Genomic DNA, 22,430 nt, shown 5'->3' on the forward strand with positions numbered 1-22,430 from the left:
TTTTTGCATAGCAAATCGGGGGCTTAGACAAGGCAAAGCCCGAAGCATTAGCCTTAGGTCGGCTATGCAAGGGCTTTAACGCAGTATAACGCACGATTTGCCCGCAAAAATGTGTTCTACTCGGGTTGACATCCCGTCTAAATTTCAAGCGTTGTAGCCGATTATTTGGATATTAAATCGTTATACATGGCGATATACTCTTTTGCGCTCGCCCCCCAAGAGAAATCGGTACGCATGGCGCGATCGACTAAGCCTTCCCACTTATCGTGGTAATCGTTATACAGCCCTAGCGCGCGGTCGACGGCATTAAGCAAATCGTCGGCGGCGTACCGCGCGAACTTATACCCATTGCCGAAATCACCGTTGTACGCGTCCGTTATGCTGTCTTTAAGCCCGCCCGTTTCGCGCACTATCGGGATAGTCCCGTAGCGGCACGCCATCATCTGACTGAGTCCGCACGGCTCGCTGTGACTGGGCATAAGGAATATATCCGCGCCCGAATATATCTTGTGCGACATATCGGTATTGAACGCAATTACGGCGCGAAGCTTGTCGCCGAATACGTCTTGAAGATACCTAAAATAATTTTCGTAATCGCTCTCGCCCGTGCCGAGCAGTATAAACTGAATATCGTGCGACAGCATTTCGGTCATAGCGGCTTTTACTATATCCAAGCCCTTATGCGAAGCAAGTCGCGTTATCATGGCAATGATAGGAACGTCCGCTCTTACGGGCAGTCCGAGCATTTTTTGTAATTCCGCTTTACATACCGCCTTGCCCGATTTGTCCTTTACAGAGTAATGCGCGAACAGCGCGGGATTCTTCTCTGGGTTGTACGCTTCGGTATTCACGCCGTTGAGTATGCCTTTCAGCTTGTGCTCGTTGCGGCAAAGATCCCAATCGAGCGTGCGCCCGTACTCCTGCGTGAGTATTTCCTTGGCGTACGTCGGGCTGACCGTCGTTACCATATCGGCATAGTCTATCGCGCCTTTCATAAGATTGATTTCGCCGAAATGCTCTATGCTTCCAAACTCATGCTCGGGTATGCCGAACACGTCGCCTATCGCCGCGCGGTTGAACCAGCCCTGGTATTCTATATTGTGAATAGTGTATACCGTCTTAATTCCTTTGAACCCGTCGGTGTACATATAGAACAATTTATAATAGATAGGAACTAGCGCAGTCTGCCAATCGTTGCAGTGCAATATATCGGGCATGAAGTCGAGCCGAGGTAATAGGTCTATTACCGCCTTACAGAAGAACGCGAACCGTTCGCCGTCGTCGCCGTGACCGTACAGCCTGTCGCGCTTAAAGTAATACTCGTTGTCTATAAAGTAGTAAACGGTATTGCCCTCTTGTATCTTGAACAAGCCACAATACTGTCTGCGCCAAGACAGCTCCACAAAAGTCCAACATACGAACTGCAATTCATTGCGCCGTTTCTCGGGGAAGCTGCCGTACAACGGAAGTATTACTCTTGCTTCGTACTCGCCGCTTTCGTTTATCGCTTTGGGAAGGCTGCCCATGACTTCGCCCAGTCCACCAGTACCCGCGAACGGGAACGCTTCCGACGCGACGAACAGTATTTTCTTTTTATCTATCGGCTTTGCTTTCGCCGCCGATTTCGTTGCTTGCTTTTTAGCTGCCATATTAACTCCTATATAACTGCGTGCTTAGATATGAAGTACGGATGCGTTTCGTGCCCCGACAGCGTTCTGCCGTCGAGCACGGTCACCTGCTTATCCGCGATAACGCAGTTAAGACTGCTGCCCTCGCATATCGTCGTGTCTTGGAAAATTATAGAGTTGGTTATCTTCGCGCCTTTTGCGATCTTTACGCCGCGGAACAAAATCGAATTGCTCACCTCGCCCTGTATGTCGCAGCCGTCGGCTATGAGCGAATTGGATACTACGGCGCTGCTGCCTATGCGGCAGGGCGCGCTGTCGCGTACCTTAGTGTAGATATTCGCGCCGTCGCGGTAGAACAGCTCGTCGCGTATCTCCTTGTTAAGAAGTTCAAGCGAGTGCTTGTAATAGTTACCTATGCTGTCTATGTTCGCGAAGTATCCGTCCTGCATATACGCGTAGATCGCGTACTTCTTGCATCCGCCGGCGAGTATGTCGCCGGTAAAGCTTGTATACCCGAGCTCGGTCGCGGTGTCCAAAAGGTTCAAGAGGAACTTGCGGTTCATTACGAAGATATTCCCGAAAACGATCTTCTCGCCGCTCGCCTTGCTCGTGTTGGTTACGCCTATGACCCTATTCTCGCTATCTACTTCGATTATTGTGCGCGCCTTAAAGTTAGTAAGGTTCTTTCTGCGCGCGACGAGCGTTATATCCGCGTGAGTATCTATATGCGCCTGAACAACGTTTGCAAGGTTCATATTGCATACGTTATCGCAATCGCTGAATATTACGTAGTCCTCGTCGCAGTGACGCAAAAACTGTTCTATATTCTTTATCGCGCCGAGACGGTGACTGTACAAGTCTTTATCCCCGCCGCCGTACGGGGGAAGAATAATAAGCCCGCCGTTCTTGCGCGAAAGATCCCAATGCTTGCCGCTGCCCACGTGGTCCATTAACGATTGATAGTTGTTTTTGGTAATAACGCCGACTTTGGAAATACCGCTGTTCACCATATTGGACAACACGAAGTCTATTAGCCTGAACCTGCCGCCGAACGGCACCGAAGCGATCGACCTTACAGCGGTAAGCTCGCCTATATCCCTGTCGTGAAGGTTACCGAAAATTATGCCGAGTGTTTTCATTAATTATCTCCTTGTCACAAAAAGCTCTTGAAAGCGCAGTCGCGCGTCAGGTGGGCAGCAGTTGGCGAGGTGGCGACGGGAGTGTACATAAACGTACATGACCAAGCCGCCGAGCCAAACGCAGCCCGCATCACGCGATGAATGCGCTTTCAAGCGTGCCCTCCGTTGTCCACTATATCGCCCGAGCCTACCTTTGTCCCGCGACGGATCTGCGAATTCCTGCCGACGAGCGCGATATGCGTCTTGTCCGACTGCTCGTCGCCGACCGTCGCGTTGTCGCCTATTACCACGTTCTCGTCGATCATGCCGTAGCTGATTTTAACGTTCTTGCCGATAACGGAGCCTTGCATAACAATACTGTTCTCGATCACCGCGCCCTGCTTTACAGTCACGCCCTCGCCTATTACCGAGTTGATGACCGTGCCGTAGATCTCGCAGCCCGTAGTCATGATCGAGTTGACGAACTTGCCCGTCTTGCCTATGTACGACGGCGGAAGCGGTTGGTTCCGCGAATATATCTTGAACGACGGATCGTCGAGGTCGAACGTCGGCTTGTCACCGAGAAGGTCCATATTCGCTTCCCAAAGGCTTGTGACCGTGCCGACGTCCTTCCAGTACCCGTCGAACTGGTACGCGAACATTCTGCACTTTTTGCCGAGCATATTGGGAATTATATTCTTGCCGAAATCGTTAGAAGAATTTTTATCCGCTTCGTCGGCGACGAGCTCTTTTACGAGCACGTCCTTTTTGAAGATATACACGCCCATGCTTGCGTGATTGCTCTTAGGGTTCTTCGGCTTCTCCTCGAACGACTTGATGCTCTTGTCCTCGGCGTAGTCCATTATGCCGAAGCGGCTCGCCTCGTCTTTGGGCACGTCGATGACCGCGATCGTACAGTCCGCATCGTGCGCGATATGCTCGGCGAGCATTTTCGAGTAGTCCATTTTGTAAATATGGTCGCCCGATAAAATGAGCACGTGCTCGGAGTCGTACTCGTTAAGGAAATGGATATTCTGGTATATAGCGTTTGCAGTGCCCTTGTACCACTCGCTGCCGTGCTTGCCCTGGTACGGCGGAAGCGTGTGAACGCCGCCGTAGCTTCTGTCGAGGTCCCACGGCTCGCCGTTACCTACGTACTCGTTGAGTATGAGCGGCTGGTACTGAGTCAGTACGCCTACGGTATCTATGCCCGAGTTCGTGCAGTTGCTGAGCGGAAAATCTATAATGCGGTACTTCGCGCCGAACGACACCGCAGGCTTCGCCACGCTGTTGGTAAGCGCGAAAAGCCGCGTGCCCTGCCCGCCCGCCAAAAGCATAGCTATGCACTTTTTCTTTTTCATTGTTTATCTCCTTAAAGGAATTATATTTCGGGCGACGGCTCGCCGTCGTCTTTTTCGGTCTCGGTCACTTTTCTGTTGAGAAGCGTTTCGGTAACAAGGAATACGATCGTTCTCACAGCAAGAACGCCGCCGTAGATAATGAGCGGCAAAACGTTGAGAGTATTGCTCGAAACGAAGAACCCGCAAACAAACACCGCTAGCGCGGTAAGCAATGACGATACCGCAAGATACGAGCATTCGATCTTAATGCAAAGGGAAAGCTTCTTTTGCTGTTCGTTCTTTTTAATAACGAAAAAGAGCTTCATGAGTAGCGCAAGCACGAACGGTATAAACGCGATAAGCGGTATGTACTTGCAGGTGTTCATCAAGTAGATATTGGCGCTCGTCGACACCGAAGAACGGAACACGTCTTTAATAAACCCGTCGACCTTGTCCGCCGACAAAACGCCGCTCTCCGCGCTCGTGTACGAACCGTAAAATGTGACGGAAAGCCCGCCGTCGGTATCGAAGAAGCCGAAAAGAACGTCCGCGAACACGAACGTGCTTTTCCGTATATCGTTACTGTTAAGATAGTTTCGATAATAGTAGCTTCTGAGCAGCGGAACATCTCCCGCGCGCTCATAGGCGGAAATATCGGGATAATAGGTCTGAATATAGAGCGTGTACACTTTAAGCGCGTAATCGTCCGCCGACAGATCGTTCTTGACGGAAACAAGCTCGGCGTATTGCTTCTTTACGCTTTCGTCCTCGTGCGCGCTTAAATAATTCTCGTAGCCCGATACGAGCTCGTCGGTTAGAGTGAGCTCGTTAGGCGTGTAGCGCAGTTTAAAATCGTAATCGCTTTTTTGCTCGTTAGGCAAAGCAAGATACTCGTTGTATGTAATCTCTTGCTCGCCGTTTTTTAAAATACAATAGGCTTCGAAATCGTCAAGGGCGAACGAGGAACGGGTGTCTACTATGAGCGTATATCCGTTACTGCCGTATACCTTCGCGTCGCTTTCGCTAAGCGAAGTATTAACTACTTGCTCGGTATAAACGTTTCCGTCTTCAACCGAAAGCTGCAAGTTGTCCGCCGCGTTTTGTAGGAATGACTTATACTCCGTCGCATTGCCGTAGTGCGTGTAAAAGGACACCGTATTGGCGGCAAGCACTCCGCAAAAGATAAAGACGAGCGTCAGCACAAAGCCCAACACGCAGTTCATTACGCCGCGCTCCTTCGCACCTTTTGCTATTTTATCGGAAAAGAAACTCAGCCCGAAAAATTTAAGCCATTCTTTCATTAAACTACCTTGTCGTCTTTTTTGCCCCCGCGGTCGGCTTCGCCTTGGCAGCGGTCGACTTTGCCTTAGCGGCAGGTTTTGCCTTTTTGGGTTCTTCCGCTATCTCGGGTTCTTCCGCCTTTTGGGGCTCCGCAACCGCTTCGGGCTCTACGGCGTTGCCGTACTCTCTATTCATTATAGACTTTTCTGAAATTTTGTCAAACAAATGAACGTTACGTTCGTTAAAAGATACGCAAACCTTGTCGCCCGACTCGAAATCGTTGCGGCCCGATACGCTTATAATGGTATTGGGGCTGTCGTCGGTGAGCTTAACGAACATCTGCGTGACGCTGCCCAAAACCTCTTTTACAACGAGCGAGGTCTCGACGCTCTTGTCGGTTTTCTCGGTCTCAACGGACAGGTGCTCGCCGCGCATACCGAGCGTTACCTCGTGGCTCTCGCCGTCGAGATACTCGGGCTCGATGCCGCGAAGCTTAGCGAGGTCGAACGCAACGGTCTGACCGTTAGCAAAAGTCGTTTCGAGCTTGTTCTTGTTCTTTTTGATCGTGACGTCGAAGAAGTTCATCTGCGGCGTGCCGATAAAGCCCGCAACGAATTTATTATCGGGGAAGTCGAAAAGATTAGTCGGCGTATCAATCTGCTGAACGATACCGAGCTTCATAACGACGATACGCGTACCCATGGTCATAGCCTCGACCTGGTCGTGGGTAACGTAGATAAACGTGGTTTTAAGCTCTTGGTGAAGCTTGACTATCTCGTAACGCATACTCGCGCGGAGCTTGGCGTCGAGGTTAGAAAGCGGCTCGTCCAAAAGGAAAACCTTCGGTCCGCGAACCATGGCACGCCCAAGCGCAATACGCTGACGCTGACCGCCCGACATTTCGGCGGGCTTGTTGTCGAGAAGTTCCTCTATATCGAGGATCTTCGCCGCCCACTGGACCTTTTCCTTGATCGCCTCTTTGGGCATACGTTTAAGCTTGTAAACGGGTACGGGCGTTTTGGAATAGTATTCGATATCGCGCTCGAACGAAGCTTTGCGCTCGTTAAGCGACGGGATATTTTCTATCTCGATCTTAATCGCGCGGAGCTCGTCCACCACGGCTTCGAGCTGTTTCTTGATCTTGTTCTTGTCGGCAGCCTTTGCGTCTTGCTTATCGGCAAAAGCGGCAAGCTCGCGTTCGAGCGAAGCCTTTTTCTCTTTAAGCGCGGGAACGGTCTGCTTGTCGCGCTCGACGGCTTCGAGATCGGCTATGACGTTGGCGAGCTCGCGTTTAAGCCGCTTCACTTTCTTCTCGTCGATAGCGAGTACGGGGTTGCCGTTCTCGTCCACCCTGGCAACGTGGATCTTGCGCATTTTCAGCGCGAACTCTATATTCTGCTGCGCCGTCATGTGCGGATAGAGCGCGTAGCTTTGGAACACCATGGCGATATCCCTTTCCTTGGGCGCAATATCGTTCATAAGAACGCCGTCTATGTACAGCTCGCCCGCCGAAATATCTTCAAGACCGGCGATCATTCTTATGGTAGTCGACTTGCCACAGCCGGACGGACCGACGAAAACGATGAACTCGCCGTCCTCGATCTCCATATTGAAATCCTTGACCGCAACGAAGTTCCCCGAACGCTTTTCTACGGCGGGTTTTTGTTCCTCTTTCTTTCTTATCTTATTGATAAGCGCCTTTACGGGGCGTTTTTTGGACTTCTGCCTGCCGGTATAAACCTTGTAAACGTGTTTAAGCGATAAACCTGCCATGATGATGCTCCTTGATTTTAGTTGAAATTATATACTTCCAATTCGTAGATTGAATAGCCGTAAGTGGTGGTGCGCGAAATGCCCTCTATGCGAATGTACTTAGCGTTCATTATCGTCGACGGCGTAACGTAATCGGTGCGCGCGCCCTGCGAATAATTACCGTGGAAAACCTCCGTCCAGTCGCCGTCCGCGCCCGTTTGCGAAAGGTAGACCTTGTACTCCTTAGCCGAAGCCGCTTCCCAATATATGCGCAATTGATAAATCGTAGTAGGCTCGGCAAGCTCGACTTGCAGCCACGCCTCGTCGCCGTCCGCATGGCGCGATTCCCAGCGCGTGTCCATGCTGCCGTCAACGGCGTTAGAAACGATATTCTCGGCGTTCTCGGTGCTCGAAGCGGTGGCGGTCATGCCGACGTTCTGCTTGTTGAGCGTGAGCTTTTCGAACCTTATACTCGTGATCTCCGCATTACTTCCCGAAACCGTGATAGTATGCTTAAACGACAGCGATACGGGCTCGCTCGCGCAACCGCCTGCGATAGAGCCGAGCTCAACGTTCTGTCCGTCGATAGCAAGCTTAACTCCGCTCGCGCCCGTGATCTTTATTCTGTAATACGCTTCCTCGCTGCCGAAGGTAAGAAGGTACGACGCCGAACCGTTCGAGCCGAGCGTGAGTTTGCCGCCCGACATAGTTGCGTTCGTGCTTTCGGCTATGCCGCCGAGCTTAAAGTTTGAAACGTCGGTATAGCTTACGAACGAGGTCGTTTGCTCGGTCGGATCGCAGGATACAAGGCTGTTCGCGGGAACGACCGCATACCCTACCTGCTCGCCCTTGGCGTTCTTGAATATTATTTTCTTTTCTGCGCCCGTGGGGTTCCAGCAAAGCGCGGTGTACTTTCCGTTCTTTTCGTAGACGGTAGCCGTCGCGCCGTCCGCGGCGTAAATATCGGTCGAGCGCCCGCCCGTCGTTTTCATGCCGTGGATGAGCCAGTACACGTTGAACTGCTCGGACGTGTTGCCGACGTTCCCCTGCTCGGCGAGCACTTGGTCGTACCACTCCAACGCCTCGTCGGGATCGTATATCGCCACGATAGGAATGAATATGTGCTGCCACGCGTGAATTCCGTTATCCTTGGGATCGGTGACTTCCCACATGGCTTGGTCCTTACGCATTGCGTCGATAAGCCCTTCGAGCATACCGCGCTCGGACTCATTGAGCGCGTAGCTTGTGAGATACTCCTCGCCGGGGATAAGATGAATACCGTACATATACAGCGGCTCGCCGTTGAAGAACGTGCCGTAGAAGTTGCTGCCGCCGTACACCTGCCCGACTACGCCGTACGGATAGCTTTCCGCAAAATCGCCGTAGTAGTTGAACCAATAATGCTTGATCGCGTTGAGCTCGGTCGTGTAGCCGTAGATCGCCGCGGTGCGGATTTGCTCGTTGCCGACAGCCGTCGCGTACAAATACGCGCCCACCCAGCTGTTAAGCGCTTCGCCCGCAGACTCTTGGTTGTTGCCGCCGTTGTTGTCGGCGTAGCCGCCCGCCCAGCCGTGACCGGAGAACGGATCGAAGTTGCGCATATACGGGAACAGCTCGTCGGTGCGGCTGGGGTTCATGTAGTCGCGAATGAGCAGCTCCACCATGTCGCCCCAGTCTGCGGCGAACTCGGGACGGAACGAAGCGAGCACGCCCGAAGCGAGCGTATAATAACCGTAAGTAAAGTAGTGGTCGGCAAGGTTGACGCCCGCGCCGAACTCGCTGTTCTTGTAGTACAGCGTGCCCCACTCGCTATCGTAGTAGAAGTACGAATGCTTGTCGTCCACTAGGTCGTCCACGGGATCGTAGGTGAACCAGTCGACGAGTATATACTCTATCTTGTCGAGGAAGGCGTCGCGAAGATCGGTCGCGCCGATCTGGTCGGCGGCAAGCGCAGCCATTGCCATGGGGTGAAGGTTTTTGCCCTGCCAGTACGGGTCGCCCGAAATCAAATACTTGCCGGGCGCTTTGTCGCCGCCGTTGTTGTTGTACAGCATGAGCAGTTGATCGTACAACACCTGCGACGAATACCCGTCGTCGGTCGGCTCGGTAAAGGTGGGAACGATGCCGTAGAACGTATCGGTAGTCGTAAAGCTGTTGCCCACGAACGAACGGCAATCGCCGCGAATGCTCGCGTAAACGTAGCCGCCGTTATAGTCGGACTTAGAAAGCTGATGCGGCATATACGCCGAGTACGCTTCCGCGGAGAAGCCCGTGCGCATGAGCATTGCGCTTACACGGAACTCGGTGGTAACTTTATTGGTGTCGCCGTCGAAGTCGTACGTGCAGCCCGTATTGATGACGAACGCGTAGCCGTGCTCGTGAAGTAACGCTACTTCCGCTTTCGGGAAAGCCGCGGAGCTTCTCTCGCCGTATTTGACGGCGTTCTTCTGCGCGACCGCGCCTACCGACATATAATTGCCCTCGGTCATAACGACCGATACACTGTCCTCGCCGCGAATAAAAGTCGTTTTATCAGGCACGGACACTACGTAGTAGCGTTCCTCGTAAATCTTGTCGTGCTCGCGCTCCTGTCCGTTAGTATCCTTGTATTTTTGAATACCGCCCTCGTAGCTCGCGTGCGTAAGCACTTTTACGACGATACAGTCGCCCGTGAAAGTAGAAAGGTTTTCGGTCAATATCTCGTTGCCGTCGATATCGTAGAACCCTATAAAATCTTTTGCGAGCAGTAACGCCTTTTCGGGCTCGGCGAACAGGCAGTAAGCGTAGAGCGAGCCTTGCGAAAGGAACGCCGTAAGCTTATCCACGCCGCGCCTATCCGTCATTACCGCGCTCATGCCGTAATCGGAATAACCCGTTACGCGCACCGTGGCGTTCGCGCCCATGCCCGCGTAACCGACGGCAAGGTCGTGCGCGTCCACGTTGACGGTGTGCGAGCCGTTGCCGGGCACTATGCCGCTGAAATAGCCCGCACCGGGATTGGTCAGCCACAGCCCGTCGCTCATAAACGTAGCAGTGAGCGGGTTCATGTACATATTGTAGCCCTTGTCGGCTATTAGCAAGCCCTGCCACCAGTCGTTGCTGGGCACGGGCTTGTCGCGGAGCGAATCGTCGAGATATGCTATGAGCCGCGACGACGGGAAGTCGGTGCCGCCCGTAAGGTAGCTGCCGTTACCCAACTCGACGGTGCCGTATTCGGGAAGCTTTATCGAAACGTCGTAATCGACCTTGCCCTCGCCGCTCGACGCGGGATACTGCGAATGCACTACCGCGCCTTCGAGCATAAACCTGTCGGCAGAACCGCTCTGGTAATCTATAACGCGAATGTAGCGCGCGTTTTCGTATAGGTAAATGCTCTGCGCGGGCGTTGCGCCGTGGGTCTGACGGAAAGCCGTCGTCCAGTTCGTGCCGTTCGAGCTTATCTGCAAATCGTAATACTTGCCCTTGCCGCCGTCGTCGCCGCGCCAATACAAATCGACGCGCCCGACCGCCTTGACCTCGCCGAGATCGATCGTTTTGTAAACGGTATCGTTCTCGTTCTCCCAATACGTGCCGTCGTCGTTATCGAGCATGAGCGCCGCTTCATGCCCCGTCTTGTGCGACGAAGCTGTGACGGAAACCGTTTTGTTGTCTATCTTTTTGCTCTCGGTCTTATCGCCGTTCGTTTCGGTATAGCCGAACTCGACCGAGGTTATCCTAAGCGCCTGACTGTCGAACGACATACCGTCCATATCGACTTTTATATAGCGCACGCTATTAAGCGTAAGCCGCGCCGCGTCGCCCGCAGACGATGCGTAAAACCCGTAAGTGTCCGCACTGTACGGAAGATTTTTAATTATCGCCGCGGTGTAATCGTTTTGGGTCGAGCCGTAGTAAACGAAAAGCCCGAGCGGCTTAATATAGCTCTTGAACGCGAGACGAATGCTGTCGATAGTCTTGGGACTGCCCAAATCGAACACGACGCTTTCCTGCGCTTCCACCGTCCAATCGGGTGAGCCGTTTTTGCGTGCGTCGAAAAGCACGGGATAGCTCTCGGTGGGAATGACCGTTCCCGTCGTGCCGAGCGCCTCGAACTCGTAAATAGAATAGCCGTAGTTTCCGCTACGCTTAGTGCAGGCAATGCGAATAAACCGTGCGGTCAATTGCTGCCGTGCGGAAGTAAAGTCGAACGAATTTATGAGATTGTCGGTATGTAAAGTTTGGTCTTGTATTTGCTCGACAGTCGAAAAGCTTACGCCGTCCGTCGATACGAGCAAGTCAAACGACTTAGCGTACGCCGCTTCCCAATAAATATTTACGGCGCTTACGGTAAGCTCCGCGCCGAGGTCGACTGTGAAATTAACGTTATCTGCGCCGTGCGCGCTCTCCCAGCGCGTGGACATATCGCCGTCCGTAGCGTAATCGGCGGAAGCGTTGCCCTGAACGCTGTTAGCCGTCGTCTTGCAGCCCTTGGCTATATTATAGTAGGGGCTTGCGTTGGGGTCATCCTCCGACGGCGTGTAAGTAAAGGTAGGGGTCGGGTCGACCTTGCCTATCTCCTCGTTAGCCGTAACGGTAATAACGCGCTCCTTTTGCGCGGAATTGCCGTTGCCGTCGTTCACGCTGTAAACGAGCGTATACTCGCCCGCAACCGCCGAATTGAAATTGCCCGAAACGACGATCTTAGACGTGTAGTCCACGCCGTTATCGCCGACGGCTGTCACGTCCGCAAAGTAGTTGAAAAACGTGCCTTGCTTTATTTGCGCGTCGTCCGCACCCGTGATCGTTATTTTTACTACGGTTGGCGCAGGCGGCGGATCGATAGGACTCGGTGAATAGTTGTACTCGACAGCTTGCGAGTACGCGCTTTCGCTTCTGATCTCGTCGACTGCGTTTACCTTTACGGCAATGCTGTTTTTGCCCTCTACAAGCTTATCCTTGACGGTAATAAGGTCGAGCGACGTAGCCGCGACTCTGGTCGTTTCGTCCTCGTTGATTTTTACGGTATAGCCGTTGGTCGCACCGTCCGTCGCCGCCCACGAAATAATGCTATCCGTAAGCGTTACCGTGGGCGCGTCGAACGGGATTACGGCAGAATTACAGCCTACGGCGATAGTCGCAATTAATGCGACTATCGCAAGACCAATAATTGTAAATATATTATTGCGCCTTTTCATAGACTGCTCCAAATTAGTTGATTATTCGTTATCGGCGGGCTTAGTTAACGTGATTTCGACGTTCTGCGCGCTTGTAGAGCCAAGCTGTTCGTTGGAATCGATGAAATATTTCTTCAATTCCGTTCCGTCTTTTACGCTTATGGCGAATGCAAAATCAATGTTATAAGCCTTTGTAGTTTCGTCGGGATGTGCCTTAAAGTATTCCGCCGCCCATGCGCTTGTCAAATCGTTTGCGGAGAAGTTATCAACGAACGCCGACTTATACTCGAAGAGAGGTTCTTTATCCGCCGAGCCGTCATCGTGGTCGTATACACGAACGATAACTTCGAGATATTCATTTGCTCCGGCCATATCCTTCGTTATATCGATACTGCTGTCGATGAGTTTGACTTGATTTTCGAATTGAGTAACGAAGTTGGGAAGATTACCGCCGACCGCAACGTACAAATTGCCGTTGTAACCGCCGTCGATAACGCCGTTAATGCCTATCTGCATACGCATATCGAAATCTTCGATTGCTCTGTTCCCCTCGCTGTCCGTCGCGTATACGAGCTTCGAATCCGCATACTCGGGATCGTTCGAAACCGCTTGCATAGCGAATACGAGCTTATGCGAGAGCAATTTATTGTCGAGCGGCAACTCCGCCCAACCTTCTCTGATAGCCGTGCCCAGCGTGTCCCAGTTTATCCAACCGCCGCCGGCGGGAATGGTATAGGTCGCAAGCGGAGTCGCGCCTTCGAAGTCATAGGTCGCAGGGTCGCCCAAAAGATACGTTGCGTCATAAATAAGGATATTGACTTCTTTTACTTTCTCGTCTTTTGCAGTGGCGACTTCCCAAGGATAGTCTATATTGTTTTCATTGTTGTCACCTCCGTGCAAATGCCAACCGTTGGGTAAGCCTATGGGAACGATTTTTTCTTCCTCGACTTCTTGACCGAAAGTGAGATCGGCTTCCGTAAATTTAAGGGTTATGAGCTGACTGACGACGGACGCGTCGAATTTGGAATGAACGATCTTGCCCTCGTTCGTTCCGACGCCGTATACGACAAAGCGAACGCCGTACGTATTCCCAACTACGTAGGGAGCATTAAGCGCGATTATGTTGCGCAACGTATCGAGGTCGATGAAAGAATTACCGGACGTAACGTCGAGCGTGGCAAGCGGAGCGTCGGTAAAAGTCACGCAACTGCCGCTGTCCTTGACTACCTTATCGGCCTCGTACACTGCCAAGTAATAGTTTGCATAGCTACCACCTTTGACGAATGCGACATTCCCGTCGTTGTCCAAACATTTCTTATATCCGTTTGCGTTGCCTACGGTATCATCGGCGGGCGGATTATCGTTGGAGAACCACGGATTTTCCATATTCAATTCGTAATTTAGCGATATATACGATTCCTCATCGATCCCACCGGTAATTATATATCGTGCCGTAGTAATCTTCGACACTTCGTCTATTACGATTTGCGCTACGTAAACGTTATCGGCGTTCGCAGTCAAGGCAAAGCCGCTACGAATATGCGCGCCCGTGTCTTCGGCGTTGGTGGCGTCAACCGTAAGCACAGGCGCTGTTGCGAGCAACAACGCTTCGCCGCGGCAATTGACGTAGCTGCGGCTAACGGTTATATACGCACCGCCTGTACCCTCGCACGATACAGATTCCTGCACGACTGTTTCCACCGCGGTCGCGAGAACGATCTTTTTCATATCGTCGATTGCTTCGGTCAGCAAATCGTCGGACTCGCTCGACAATTTGACTTCCGTATCGAAATAACGTTTGCCGTATGTGCCGAGCTTTTCGAGCTTGCGATAGGACGCCTCGAACTCCGCATACGCTGTTTTGAGCGCGGCGACGTTAGTTGCGTTTCTTGTGGCGGTCACGGTCTCGAACGCCTCGTTTACCGCCGCGAGTTTTGTCCTGAGTTCGTCCGCAATAGTGGCTTCCACTTGATCCCGAATAGCCTCTTTTGCGTCGGCGGCGTAATTTTCAATCGTTTCGAGCTCGTCGGCGACGCCCGCGCTCACGTATCCCGCGAGCGAGTCCGTCGCGTCTTCGCAGGACGAAAGGATAAGCGCATAATTTACGTTTGACGTTTTGGCGTTTTCGTAAGCAATCTTCTTTATGAGAAGGTCAAACTCCGCCTTCTTCGCCGTTATTGCCGTTTCCCACTCGGTCACGGTAGGTTCAAGCGCGGCGTATGCGGTCGATTGTTCGGTCGTTATCATCGAGGTTGCCAACGTATTAAGCCCTTCCTTAGCGGTGTCTGCGGCGGTCTTTGCGGTTTTGAGCTTGGAAAGACTTTCCTCTTTCTCGACCTCAGCCGTCGCGGTGTCCAATGCTTCTGCAAAAGCGTTGTAAGCCTTTTCTGCCGCATCGTATATTTCAAAGGCGGCGTCGTACGTTTCCTTAGCGGCAACTACTTCCGCTTCCTCGGTAAGCCCTGCCGTTACGATATTTGCATACTGGGTGGCGGCACGGTCGAGGTTTGTTTTGATGGTCGCCGGGTCGGTGCTGTCGACGGAAACGTCTTCGAGATTTTCCACGATCGAAAGGTACGTATCGATCAACTGCTGATTGCTGGGCGCGTACTCGTAGGTCACTTCGTTCGAGTAGTCGCTCGCGAGCTTGTCGCCCACCGCGTTGACCTTGACGGACAGCTTATTGTTGTTGCCGAGTTTGAGCAACGCTACTACGTCTTCGCTTTCGAGGTCCAAAGACGTACCCCCCCCCGCAACCTTTGTTGTTTCGTCGCCGTTGATCTTTACGGTATAACCGTTTGTCGCGCCTTCGACCGCCGTCCATTTAAGGGTCGTGCCCTCGAGCGTAACAGTGGACATTGTAAACTTTTCGGTCGTAGGCGGATCTTGATCGCCGCCGGGACCGGGACCGGGATCAACCGGGGTATAGGTGTATTCCACGATCTCCGAGTACGGACTTGCGAGGAAGTTATCGGTAGCGTTGACCTTGACCGAAAGCTCGTTCTTGCCCTCGACGAGCTTAGCCGTGACCGTCAAAACGTCGAACGACGGCGACGCCACAGCCGTAACGGTGGTCGTTTCGTCATCGTTGATTTTTACGGTGTATTCTACCGCACCGTCGATCGCGTTCCACGAAAGAACGCTCTCGCTGATAGTGACGGTAGGCGCGTCGAACGTCGGGACCTCTTTCGAGCACGCTACGAGCCCGAAGCCGCCGCAAACGGTTGCGACCGACGCCGCGAGTAGTAGCGATTTGATTACCTTTTTCATATCATTCTCCTTATATGGAACGCACGAAAGTGCGTAGATTACTTGTTTTGACCGTTCTTTTGGTCGATAAGTGATCTATACCATTCGCCGCTGCGCTTGATCGTGCGCTTTTGCGTGGCATAGTCTACGTGTATGAGTCCGAAACGCGGTTTGTATCCCGCCGCCCATTCCATGTTATCCATCAAGCTCCAATAGTAGTAGCCGCGGCAGTCCAGCCCTTCCGCAATAGCCTGCGACAGCTTGCCGAGATACCGCTTCATGTAGTCGATCCTATCGTAGTCCTCAATCGTGCCGTCGAGCGTTACTATATCGTTGAGCGATATGCCGTTCTCGGTTATATACAGCGGAACTTTGAGCACAGACTGCAAATACTTCAACAGCTCGTAGAACCCGTCCTCGGTGATCGGCCAGTCCATGTCCGAATGATGTACGGACGGATACACGTGCCGCGTGCCCTCGCGGGTGTTCGATTTGTCGGCGGCTACGTAGTTTACGAAATAATGGTTTATGCCGATAAAGTCGACGGGCTCGGTTATGAGCTTCATGTCCTCTTTGGTTATTTCGGGAAGCAAGCCGCGCTCGCCGAACCACTTTTTGGCGTGCTTGGGATAGTCGCCGCACGCTACCGGCTCGAAGTACCAGCCCGCCCAGAACTCGTTAGCGAGCTTCGCCGCCTCGATATCCTCTTTGCTCTTCGTTGCGGGGCAGTTGTACGCATAGTCGAAGGTTATTCCTATCTCGCCGCCGAGGTTCTTTGTCCTGTAAAGCTTGACTGCCGAGCCGTGGCTCATAAGCACGTGGTGCGCAGCGAGAAGCTTCGCTCTGTAATCGCCCTTTATGCCGGGCGGGAACGAGCCAGTAACGTACCCGAAATCGGTGAACACGAACGGCTCGTTGAACGTAATGAACTTTTTGACCTTGCCGCCGAACGCGTCGAACAGCACTTCGGCGTAGCGCGTGTACCACTTGACGCTATCGGGATTGAGCCAGCCGCCTCTGTCTGCTAACGCCTGCGGAAGATCCCAGTGGAACATCGTGAGCATGGGCTCGATACCCGCCGCGATAAGCTCGTCGATAAGCGAATTATAAAAGTCGATACCCTTTTGATTGACCTCGCCGTCGCCGTCGGGGATAATGCGCGTCCACGCCACCGAGAACCGATAGCCGTCGAGGTGCATCTCCTTCATTTTGGCAACGTCCTCTTTGAACCTGTGATAATGATCGCAGGCGACCTCGCCCGTTTCGTTGCGATCGATATTGCCGGGGATATCGCAAAACTTATCCCAGTTGCTGTCGCCCTTGCCGTCCTCGTGCCTGCCGCCCTCGATCTGATACGCCGCGGTGGCAGCGCCTAATATAAAGTTTTTGGGGAATTTCAAGTTCATGCGAGTTGTACCTCTATTTGACTGTATTTGCCGTTTCTGACGGCTTCGGCTTGTTCGCCGATTACTCTTTCCGTTTCGATCGTTTGCTTACCGATGAGCTTGTATCGGGCGACCTTAACTCCGTCCCAAGTGCTTCTGCCGCTGTTGTTTATGTACGTTACCTTCGTCGTGCCGAACAGCGTGAACGACGCCTTGCCGTCCTTAAAGAAGCTTTTTTCGAGCTTTGGTTCGAGCCTGAACTCCAAGCCGTGCTCGCCGAGTACGAACGGCTGCTCCGCGCCCATCATCGTGCGCCACATAGAGAGTATCTCTGCGTTCGCGCCCGTCAGCCGCGCCTGATAACCCTTGCCGTGCTTTGTTTCGTCGCCGTGGTTGCTCGTAACGATGAACGAGCTGTTTTCGAGCGTGCTTCTGCCGTAGCGTTCGGCGGGCATAAACGGAACGAGCCCCGTTTTAATTTGTGCGTAAAATTCGTCGTACATACCCGCTTCGAGGAGCGCCAAAAGCGTTTTATAGCTCATGTGCAGGAAGCACGATTCGCGTTCCAGCCAGCCCGCAGGGAACGAGCGTATTCTGCCTATTTCGAGCGTTTCGCCGTCGAGCGGCTCTGACGTCTTGAACAGCCCGAGCTTTTCGTCGTACAGCGAAGAACGCTTTGCTCTTTCGTAGCTATCCCTATCACCTATCGCAAGTCCTTTCGCAACGCCCTCGGCAAAGTGCGGAAGCGCACGCGCCTCGAAGCTCGTCGGCAGTATGTATCCGTCGTCCGTTTCCGCGTAGTCCTTGACCTCAAAGGTAAGGTACGTGGGAAGCCAGCCGTCCGCAAGCGCCTTGGCGCGTTCCATGCCGTCCGTAAGCTTTTCCGCCGCAAGGTCGAGGAACTTGACAACGTCCGTGTGCTCGGCGGCGGCGAACACGCCTTCAAACCCTTTACCGTAAACTTTATCTAGATACGCCTGTTTTATTTCGCCGCTCGTAGCGTAAAACTCGTTATCGGTCGGCTTGCTTTTGAGAAGCGCTAGCATTGCATTAAACAAATCGTTTTGCTCGACCGCCCAATCGATATCTACGAAATCGACAAACAGCTTGCGCAGCGTGTTTATAAGCCGAAGAAGCTCCAACCCGTCCGCAACGTTACTGCCGAACAGCGCGGGCAGACCGTTGGTCGCGTCGCACCAGCCGGGCTTACCGCCTTCCATGTCGATACCTATGCCGAGCGGGTCGAGCGTTGCAAGCTTGATCAAAACAAGGAACAAAAGCTTAGCGGCAAGCGAAGTGCGGTAATCGTCCGCGCCCGCTTTGAGCCAGCCGTCGTCGCCGTTCTTTTCGAGGCTGTACAGCCTGCGAATTGCGCCGTCCGCCGTCTTTTTGCAGCGGCGCGCACGCGGCAAAACCTTTACGCCCGACTTGAACCACCTTACATCAGTATTATAAAGAAGGTCTTCGCTCTTGTCGGGATAAACGTCGAGGTACGAGGTAACGAGGTCGATAAGGTACACGAAGTGGTCGGTCCAATACCCCTCGCCGAACTTGGCTTCGCAAACGGGCGTGCAGTCCTTAATGAACTCGTCGAGCTCGTCGCCGAATATACCGAGCGTCGAAACCACGTCGCCTACGGTGAACTTGCCACTTAATAGTTTTTCGTGCGCCTTATACCGTTCGGGTATTTTGTCGCAAACGTATTTCACGCCGAGTACGGACAACGGATTGTATCCGTCCGCCTGCAACAGCGAGAAGAAATATTTGATATTAAAGTCGCCGCACTCGGGCGTGATAACGGGATCGTTCCTGCGGTTTTGCACCACGTCGCGGAAATTGCCGTTGCCGCACGAATAGGGCTTGGGCTCGATATGAAACGCGTTATAGTCGCGTTCTGGATCGCCGTGCTTGCGCGAGAATACGTAATACGGCTTTCCGCCCGCGCTCACGGGCATACCGCCGCGGAGAACGTTATCGAAATAGCTTTGCTTTACGTACTCGTCGAACAGCGGATATGCGGTATGCGTTTCGACCTTGGCGGCTATGCGCTCCGCTTCCTTATCCGCCTCGTCCCGCATTGCGAGAATAACCGGAACGGTAAGCGATTTTTTGAGAGTTTGTACAAGCTCTACGTTTTCGGCGTAGCCTATGAGCGAGCACACGGTGAGCGTTTGATTTGGCTCGACCGTTTTTTCGCCGTGCGCGAACGCGCAGAAAAACTCGTTCTCGTCGCGCTGATTTGCGAGCGCGCTGTCGTCTATGCCGTGCTTGTTATAGACCGCCGCCGTCGTTTTTGTGCGGTCCTCGCCGAACACCTTTTGCGGGTCGACGACCGTTTTATACTCGCCTATCGGCAGGAAGAAGTTGCCGCCGCTTATGCCGCGCACCTCGGCGGTGTCGGCCGTCGACGAACGCATTTTAACGAACGCGTATTCGGGCATACCCTCCGCCGCCATCCAGCTCTTGAACAGGTTGCCCGTTTCCTTGAACGACGCGTTACACAAGCCGTAAGGCAGGATCTGCGCGAGCCCGTCGAGCAGCTCGACCTTTTGCGGCGCGGTTGTTTTATTGGTGTAAGTGACTATTCTCCCGAGCGCGGCGTAGCTGCGGTTGGGCACGCCGAAGTACTGCACGCTAAGTTCGTACGCGCGTGCGCTCTCGACGATAGTGAACCCGCTGCGCTTTATCTCCATGCGCGTTCTGTTTTTCGTGCCGACGCAGAATGGCTCGAACGGTTTTCCGTTAATGCGCAGGAACGTGCGGAAGCCCTGACGGGGCGCGTTGGCGTACGCTATCTCGGCGGGAGAAAACTCCATGATGGGAAGCTCCTTGCCGCTCACGCCAAACCCCGCGATACCCTGACCGCGGTTTATGTAGAACGCCCACAACGGACAGCCGTTAAGCCCCGCGATACCGGGAAGAAAATCGGTAAACGGCGGCTTATCGCCGAAGTCCTGTATAACGAATTTTTCGTTATCGAAGAAGTAGTCTTTTTTCATAAGTTAAACTTATCTGCTTTGAATTTTGAGCGTGGGGAACGAACCGTAAGCGAAGGTCCAAACGTCCCTATCCCAGCCGTCCTCTACGGGGAAGTTATCGGGATCGAGCAAGAATTCCTTTCTGACAACGTCGGAGTTGATTATATCGCCCGCCTTGTAGAAAATGCCCTGCGAGGTATCCATCGCGCCGGGGAACGCGGGAATGGTGTAGTTGCCGAAAAATAATTCGAAGCCGAGCGTTCTGTCATATTGACCCGTATAATTACCTTCCTCGTTTTTATCTGCCTCTACGTACTCGCCGTTTTCTAACTTATATTTACCTTCGTTTCTCGGGTTTTCGGCATACGTCGGGTTTGCCGCATAATACTCGATACGCTCGTTGATATAATCGTCGTAATCAAAGTCCGCAGGCACGCGACCCGTTTCCTTGTCGTAGCCGACGTGCAAAACGTAATCGTCGGCGACCGCCGCATAGCAATTCTTGATAATGCCGTTGTTCCAATCGGCAATGCCGCGCGAGCCGCCGCTCGACGAGTATACGACGATGCAGTTCTCTATCCTGCCCGCCGCGTCGCCCGAGCCGTTTACGCCCGCAATACCCGCCGAATGCTCGAAGTATCCGCCGTGGGAAAGTGAGCAGGTCACGGAGCAGTTTTTGATCAAACCGCCGTTCGCGCCGACTACTGCGGCGACAAGCCCCTGACCGTTGACGGTGATGTTGGAGAAGTTGGTGTTAATGATTTGCGCGCTGCCGCCCGTCGACATGAATATGCCGTTGTTGTAGTTGCGCCCATTGCCTTGCTGACCGCCGAGCGACGGGCCTTGACCGACGCCGTCCTCGCCTTCCGCCCAGTCGCGGGCTTGAACGGTGATATTTTTAACCGAATAGCCCATGCCGTCAAAAACGCCCTCGAACGTGCCGGTGCTGTCGGCGCTCGTTACGGGCTTGCCGATCGGGAAGAACATTTGATTGGCGAAGTCTATATCCGCGCCGAGAACGAACACGCCGTTAAGGTTGGAGCGAATGCTGTTAAAGTCCTCTACCGTGTAAATGACCTTGCTGACTACGCGCACCGAGATCTCGGTATAGCTGTTGTCGACGAAAACTCTTATACGCTTATCGCCAGCCGTTTCGTTAGCGAAAACGCTCTTGTCGATAATGAGCACATCGTTCTTGAACGTATATTCCTTGCTTTCGAGAACGCGGTACTTGAACGACACCTTTTGGATCTTTTCGGTCTCGAACGTGATACGCACGTCGTCGGGGCGTTCGAGCTCGTAGTACGCGACCTCGGAATGATGCTTGACGCTCTCGGCAACGCCGCTCGAAATACCGACGTTGGGCGCGGTGGTGAGCATATCGCTATTTGCGTCGCACGCCGCAAGCGGGGCTATGCAGCAAACGGCAACCGCCGCGGCTATAAGTGATTTCATTATCTTTTTCATAGTTTCACACCTTGAAAATGAGTTGAGAATTATCGACTGACTTTAATTCCTAATTAACCCTTCAATCCGCCGACTGTCATATTGTTCATAATAGTCTTTTGGAACGCACAGAACAGGATCAGAATGGGAATAGTCGCCGTGACCGCAGTTGCGAGAACCAACGGATAGTTGGGGTCGTATGCAAGCTGGTCTGACATATCTTTAAGACCCAGCGCGATCGTAGGCATACTGTTGAGATAGAAGTACGGGGTTTGGTAATCGCACCACAAGCCCATGAACGTAAGTACGCCGACCGCAGTGAGCGCGGGACGCGCCATAGGCACCATGATCTGTATGAAGATCCTGAAATCGGACGCGCCGTCTATCTGCGCCGCTTCCGCATACGTCCAGCTGATACTCTTAAAGTATGCGTAAAGGAACAAGAAGTTAAAGCCGAAGCCGCCCGAATACAAGAACCAAACGCCGACGATGTTATCGACGAGCCCGAGGTTTTGCATAAGGCGGTACTGCGCGGGCAGCGTGCCTACGATAGGTACCATCATGGAAACGATAACTACGTTATAGATAATGCCGCGACCGTGGAACTTGTACTTAGCCATAGTGTAGGACGCGAGCGTGCACGATACGAGCGTAACCACCACGCCGCCGCCTACGACCAAGAGCGAGTTGAGGTACATACCCAAAACCGACGTACCCTTTACCTTATAGTTGAACGCTTCTATATAGTTCTGGAACCCCGCAGAAAAACTCAAACTCCACTTGTTCATACCGAAGTCGATCGGGTCCTTGAACGAGTTTAAAAGTATCCAGGAGAACGGGATAATGAGCAACAACGCGTAGATAACGAACAGAATAAAAACGATAGTGAACAGTATGCTTTTTCCGGGACCCGCCGCCCTCGCCGCGCCGATCGTATGGCGATAAAACCAATTCTTCGATTTATTGCCGACCGGCTTCATGCCGAGGATCTTTTTACTGTCAAGCTCGGACTCGACCGCGCTGTCGAGCATGATGTCCGCGTCGGTGATAACGTAATCTTCGGGCTTGTATGTTACGGGAGATTTAACGTCTTCCATTTC

General features: G+C 53.0%; 12 protein-coding genes. All 12 read right to left on the reverse strand.

What is annotated here, in order from left to right:
- Positions 1-161: 161 nt before the first annotated feature.
- Genes glgA through HDT28_04730 form a run of 12 tightly spaced genes read right to left on the reverse strand, consistent with a single transcriptional unit; the run spans position 162 to position 22,427 of the window.
- Entirely contained in the window at positions 162-1,649 is a 1,488-nt protein-coding gene (gene glgA / locus HDT28_04675; protein ID MBD5131869.1) for a glycogen synthase GlgA, read from the reverse strand.
- 8 nt (positions 1,650-1,657) lie between these two features.
- On the reverse strand, positions 1,658-2,767 hold the full coding sequence (glgD, locus tag HDT28_04680; protein ID MBD5131870.1) for a glucose-1-phosphate adenylyltransferase subunit GlgD: 1,110 nt from the start codon (positions 2,765-2,767) through the stop codon (positions 1,658-1,660).
- Positions 2,768-2,770: 3 nt separating this feature from the next.
- Positions 2,771-2,920, reverse strand: coding sequence for a hypothetical protein (locus HDT28_04685; protein ID MBD5131871.1), 150 nt, complete (start codon positions 2,918-2,920; stop codon positions 2,771-2,773).
- A complete protein-coding gene (locus HDT28_04690; protein ID MBD5131872.1) occupies positions 2,917-4,107 on the reverse strand; it encodes a glucose-1-phosphate adenylyltransferase in 1,191 nt (396 codons plus the stop codon). Before HDT28_04690 ends, HDT28_04685 begins: the two co-directional genes overlap by 4 nt.
- Positions 4,108-4,127: 20 nt before the next feature.
- The gene (locus HDT28_04695) at positions 4,128-5,387 is read right to left on the reverse strand and encodes a hypothetical protein (protein MBD5131873.1); all 1,260 of its coding nucleotides are present in this window, start codon (positions 5,385-5,387) and stop codon (positions 4,128-4,130) included.
- Between the two features lie 4 nt (positions 5,388-5,391).
- Positions 5,392-7,140, reverse strand: coding sequence for an ATP-binding cassette domain-containing protein (locus HDT28_04700; protein ID MBD5131874.1), 1,749 nt, complete (start codon positions 7,138-7,140; stop codon positions 5,392-5,394).
- A gap of 17 nt (positions 7,141-7,157) precedes the next feature.
- Positions 7,158-12,293, reverse strand: coding sequence for a DUF5011 domain-containing protein (locus tag HDT28_04705; GenBank protein MBD5131875.1), 5,136 nt, complete (start codon positions 12,291-12,293; stop codon positions 7,158-7,160).
- 21 nt (positions 12,294-12,314) lie between these two features.
- Positions 12,315-15,542 (reverse strand): hypothetical protein, encoded by a 3,228-nt coding sequence (locus tag HDT28_04710; GenBank protein MBD5131876.1) that lies wholly within the window; start codon positions 15,540-15,542, stop codon positions 12,315-12,317.
- A 38-nt stretch (positions 15,543-15,580) separates the two neighbouring features.
- Positions 15,581-16,927 carry a beta-glucosidase gene (locus tag HDT28_04715; GenBank protein MBD5131877.1) on the reverse strand — a complete coding sequence of 449 codons (1,347 nt, stop codon included), beginning with the start codon at positions 16,925-16,927 and terminating at the stop codon, positions 15,581-15,583.
- On the reverse strand, positions 16,924-19,905 hold the full coding sequence (locus HDT28_04720) for a cellobiose phosphorylase (protein MBD5131878.1): 2,982 nt from the start codon (positions 19,903-19,905) through the stop codon (positions 16,924-16,926). The genes HDT28_04715 and HDT28_04720 overlap by 4 nt, the downstream gene beginning before the upstream one ends.
- A 9-nt stretch (positions 19,906-19,914) precedes the next feature.
- Positions 19,915-21,351, reverse strand: coding sequence for a hypothetical protein (locus tag HDT28_04725; GenBank protein MBD5131879.1), 1,437 nt, complete (start codon positions 21,349-21,351; stop codon positions 19,915-19,917).
- Between the two features lie 53 nt (positions 21,352-21,404).
- Positions 21,405-22,427: a carbohydrate ABC transporter permease gene (locus tag HDT28_04730; protein MBD5131880.1), complete on the reverse strand. Its 1,023-nt coding sequence runs from the start codon at positions 22,425-22,427 to the stop codon at positions 21,405-21,407.
- Positions 22,428-22,430 lie beyond the last annotated feature (3 nt).

Source organism: Clostridiales bacterium (genome assembly GCA_014799665.1).
GTDB lineage: Bacteria > Bacillota > Clostridia > Christensenellales > Pumilibacteraceae > Anaerocaecibacter.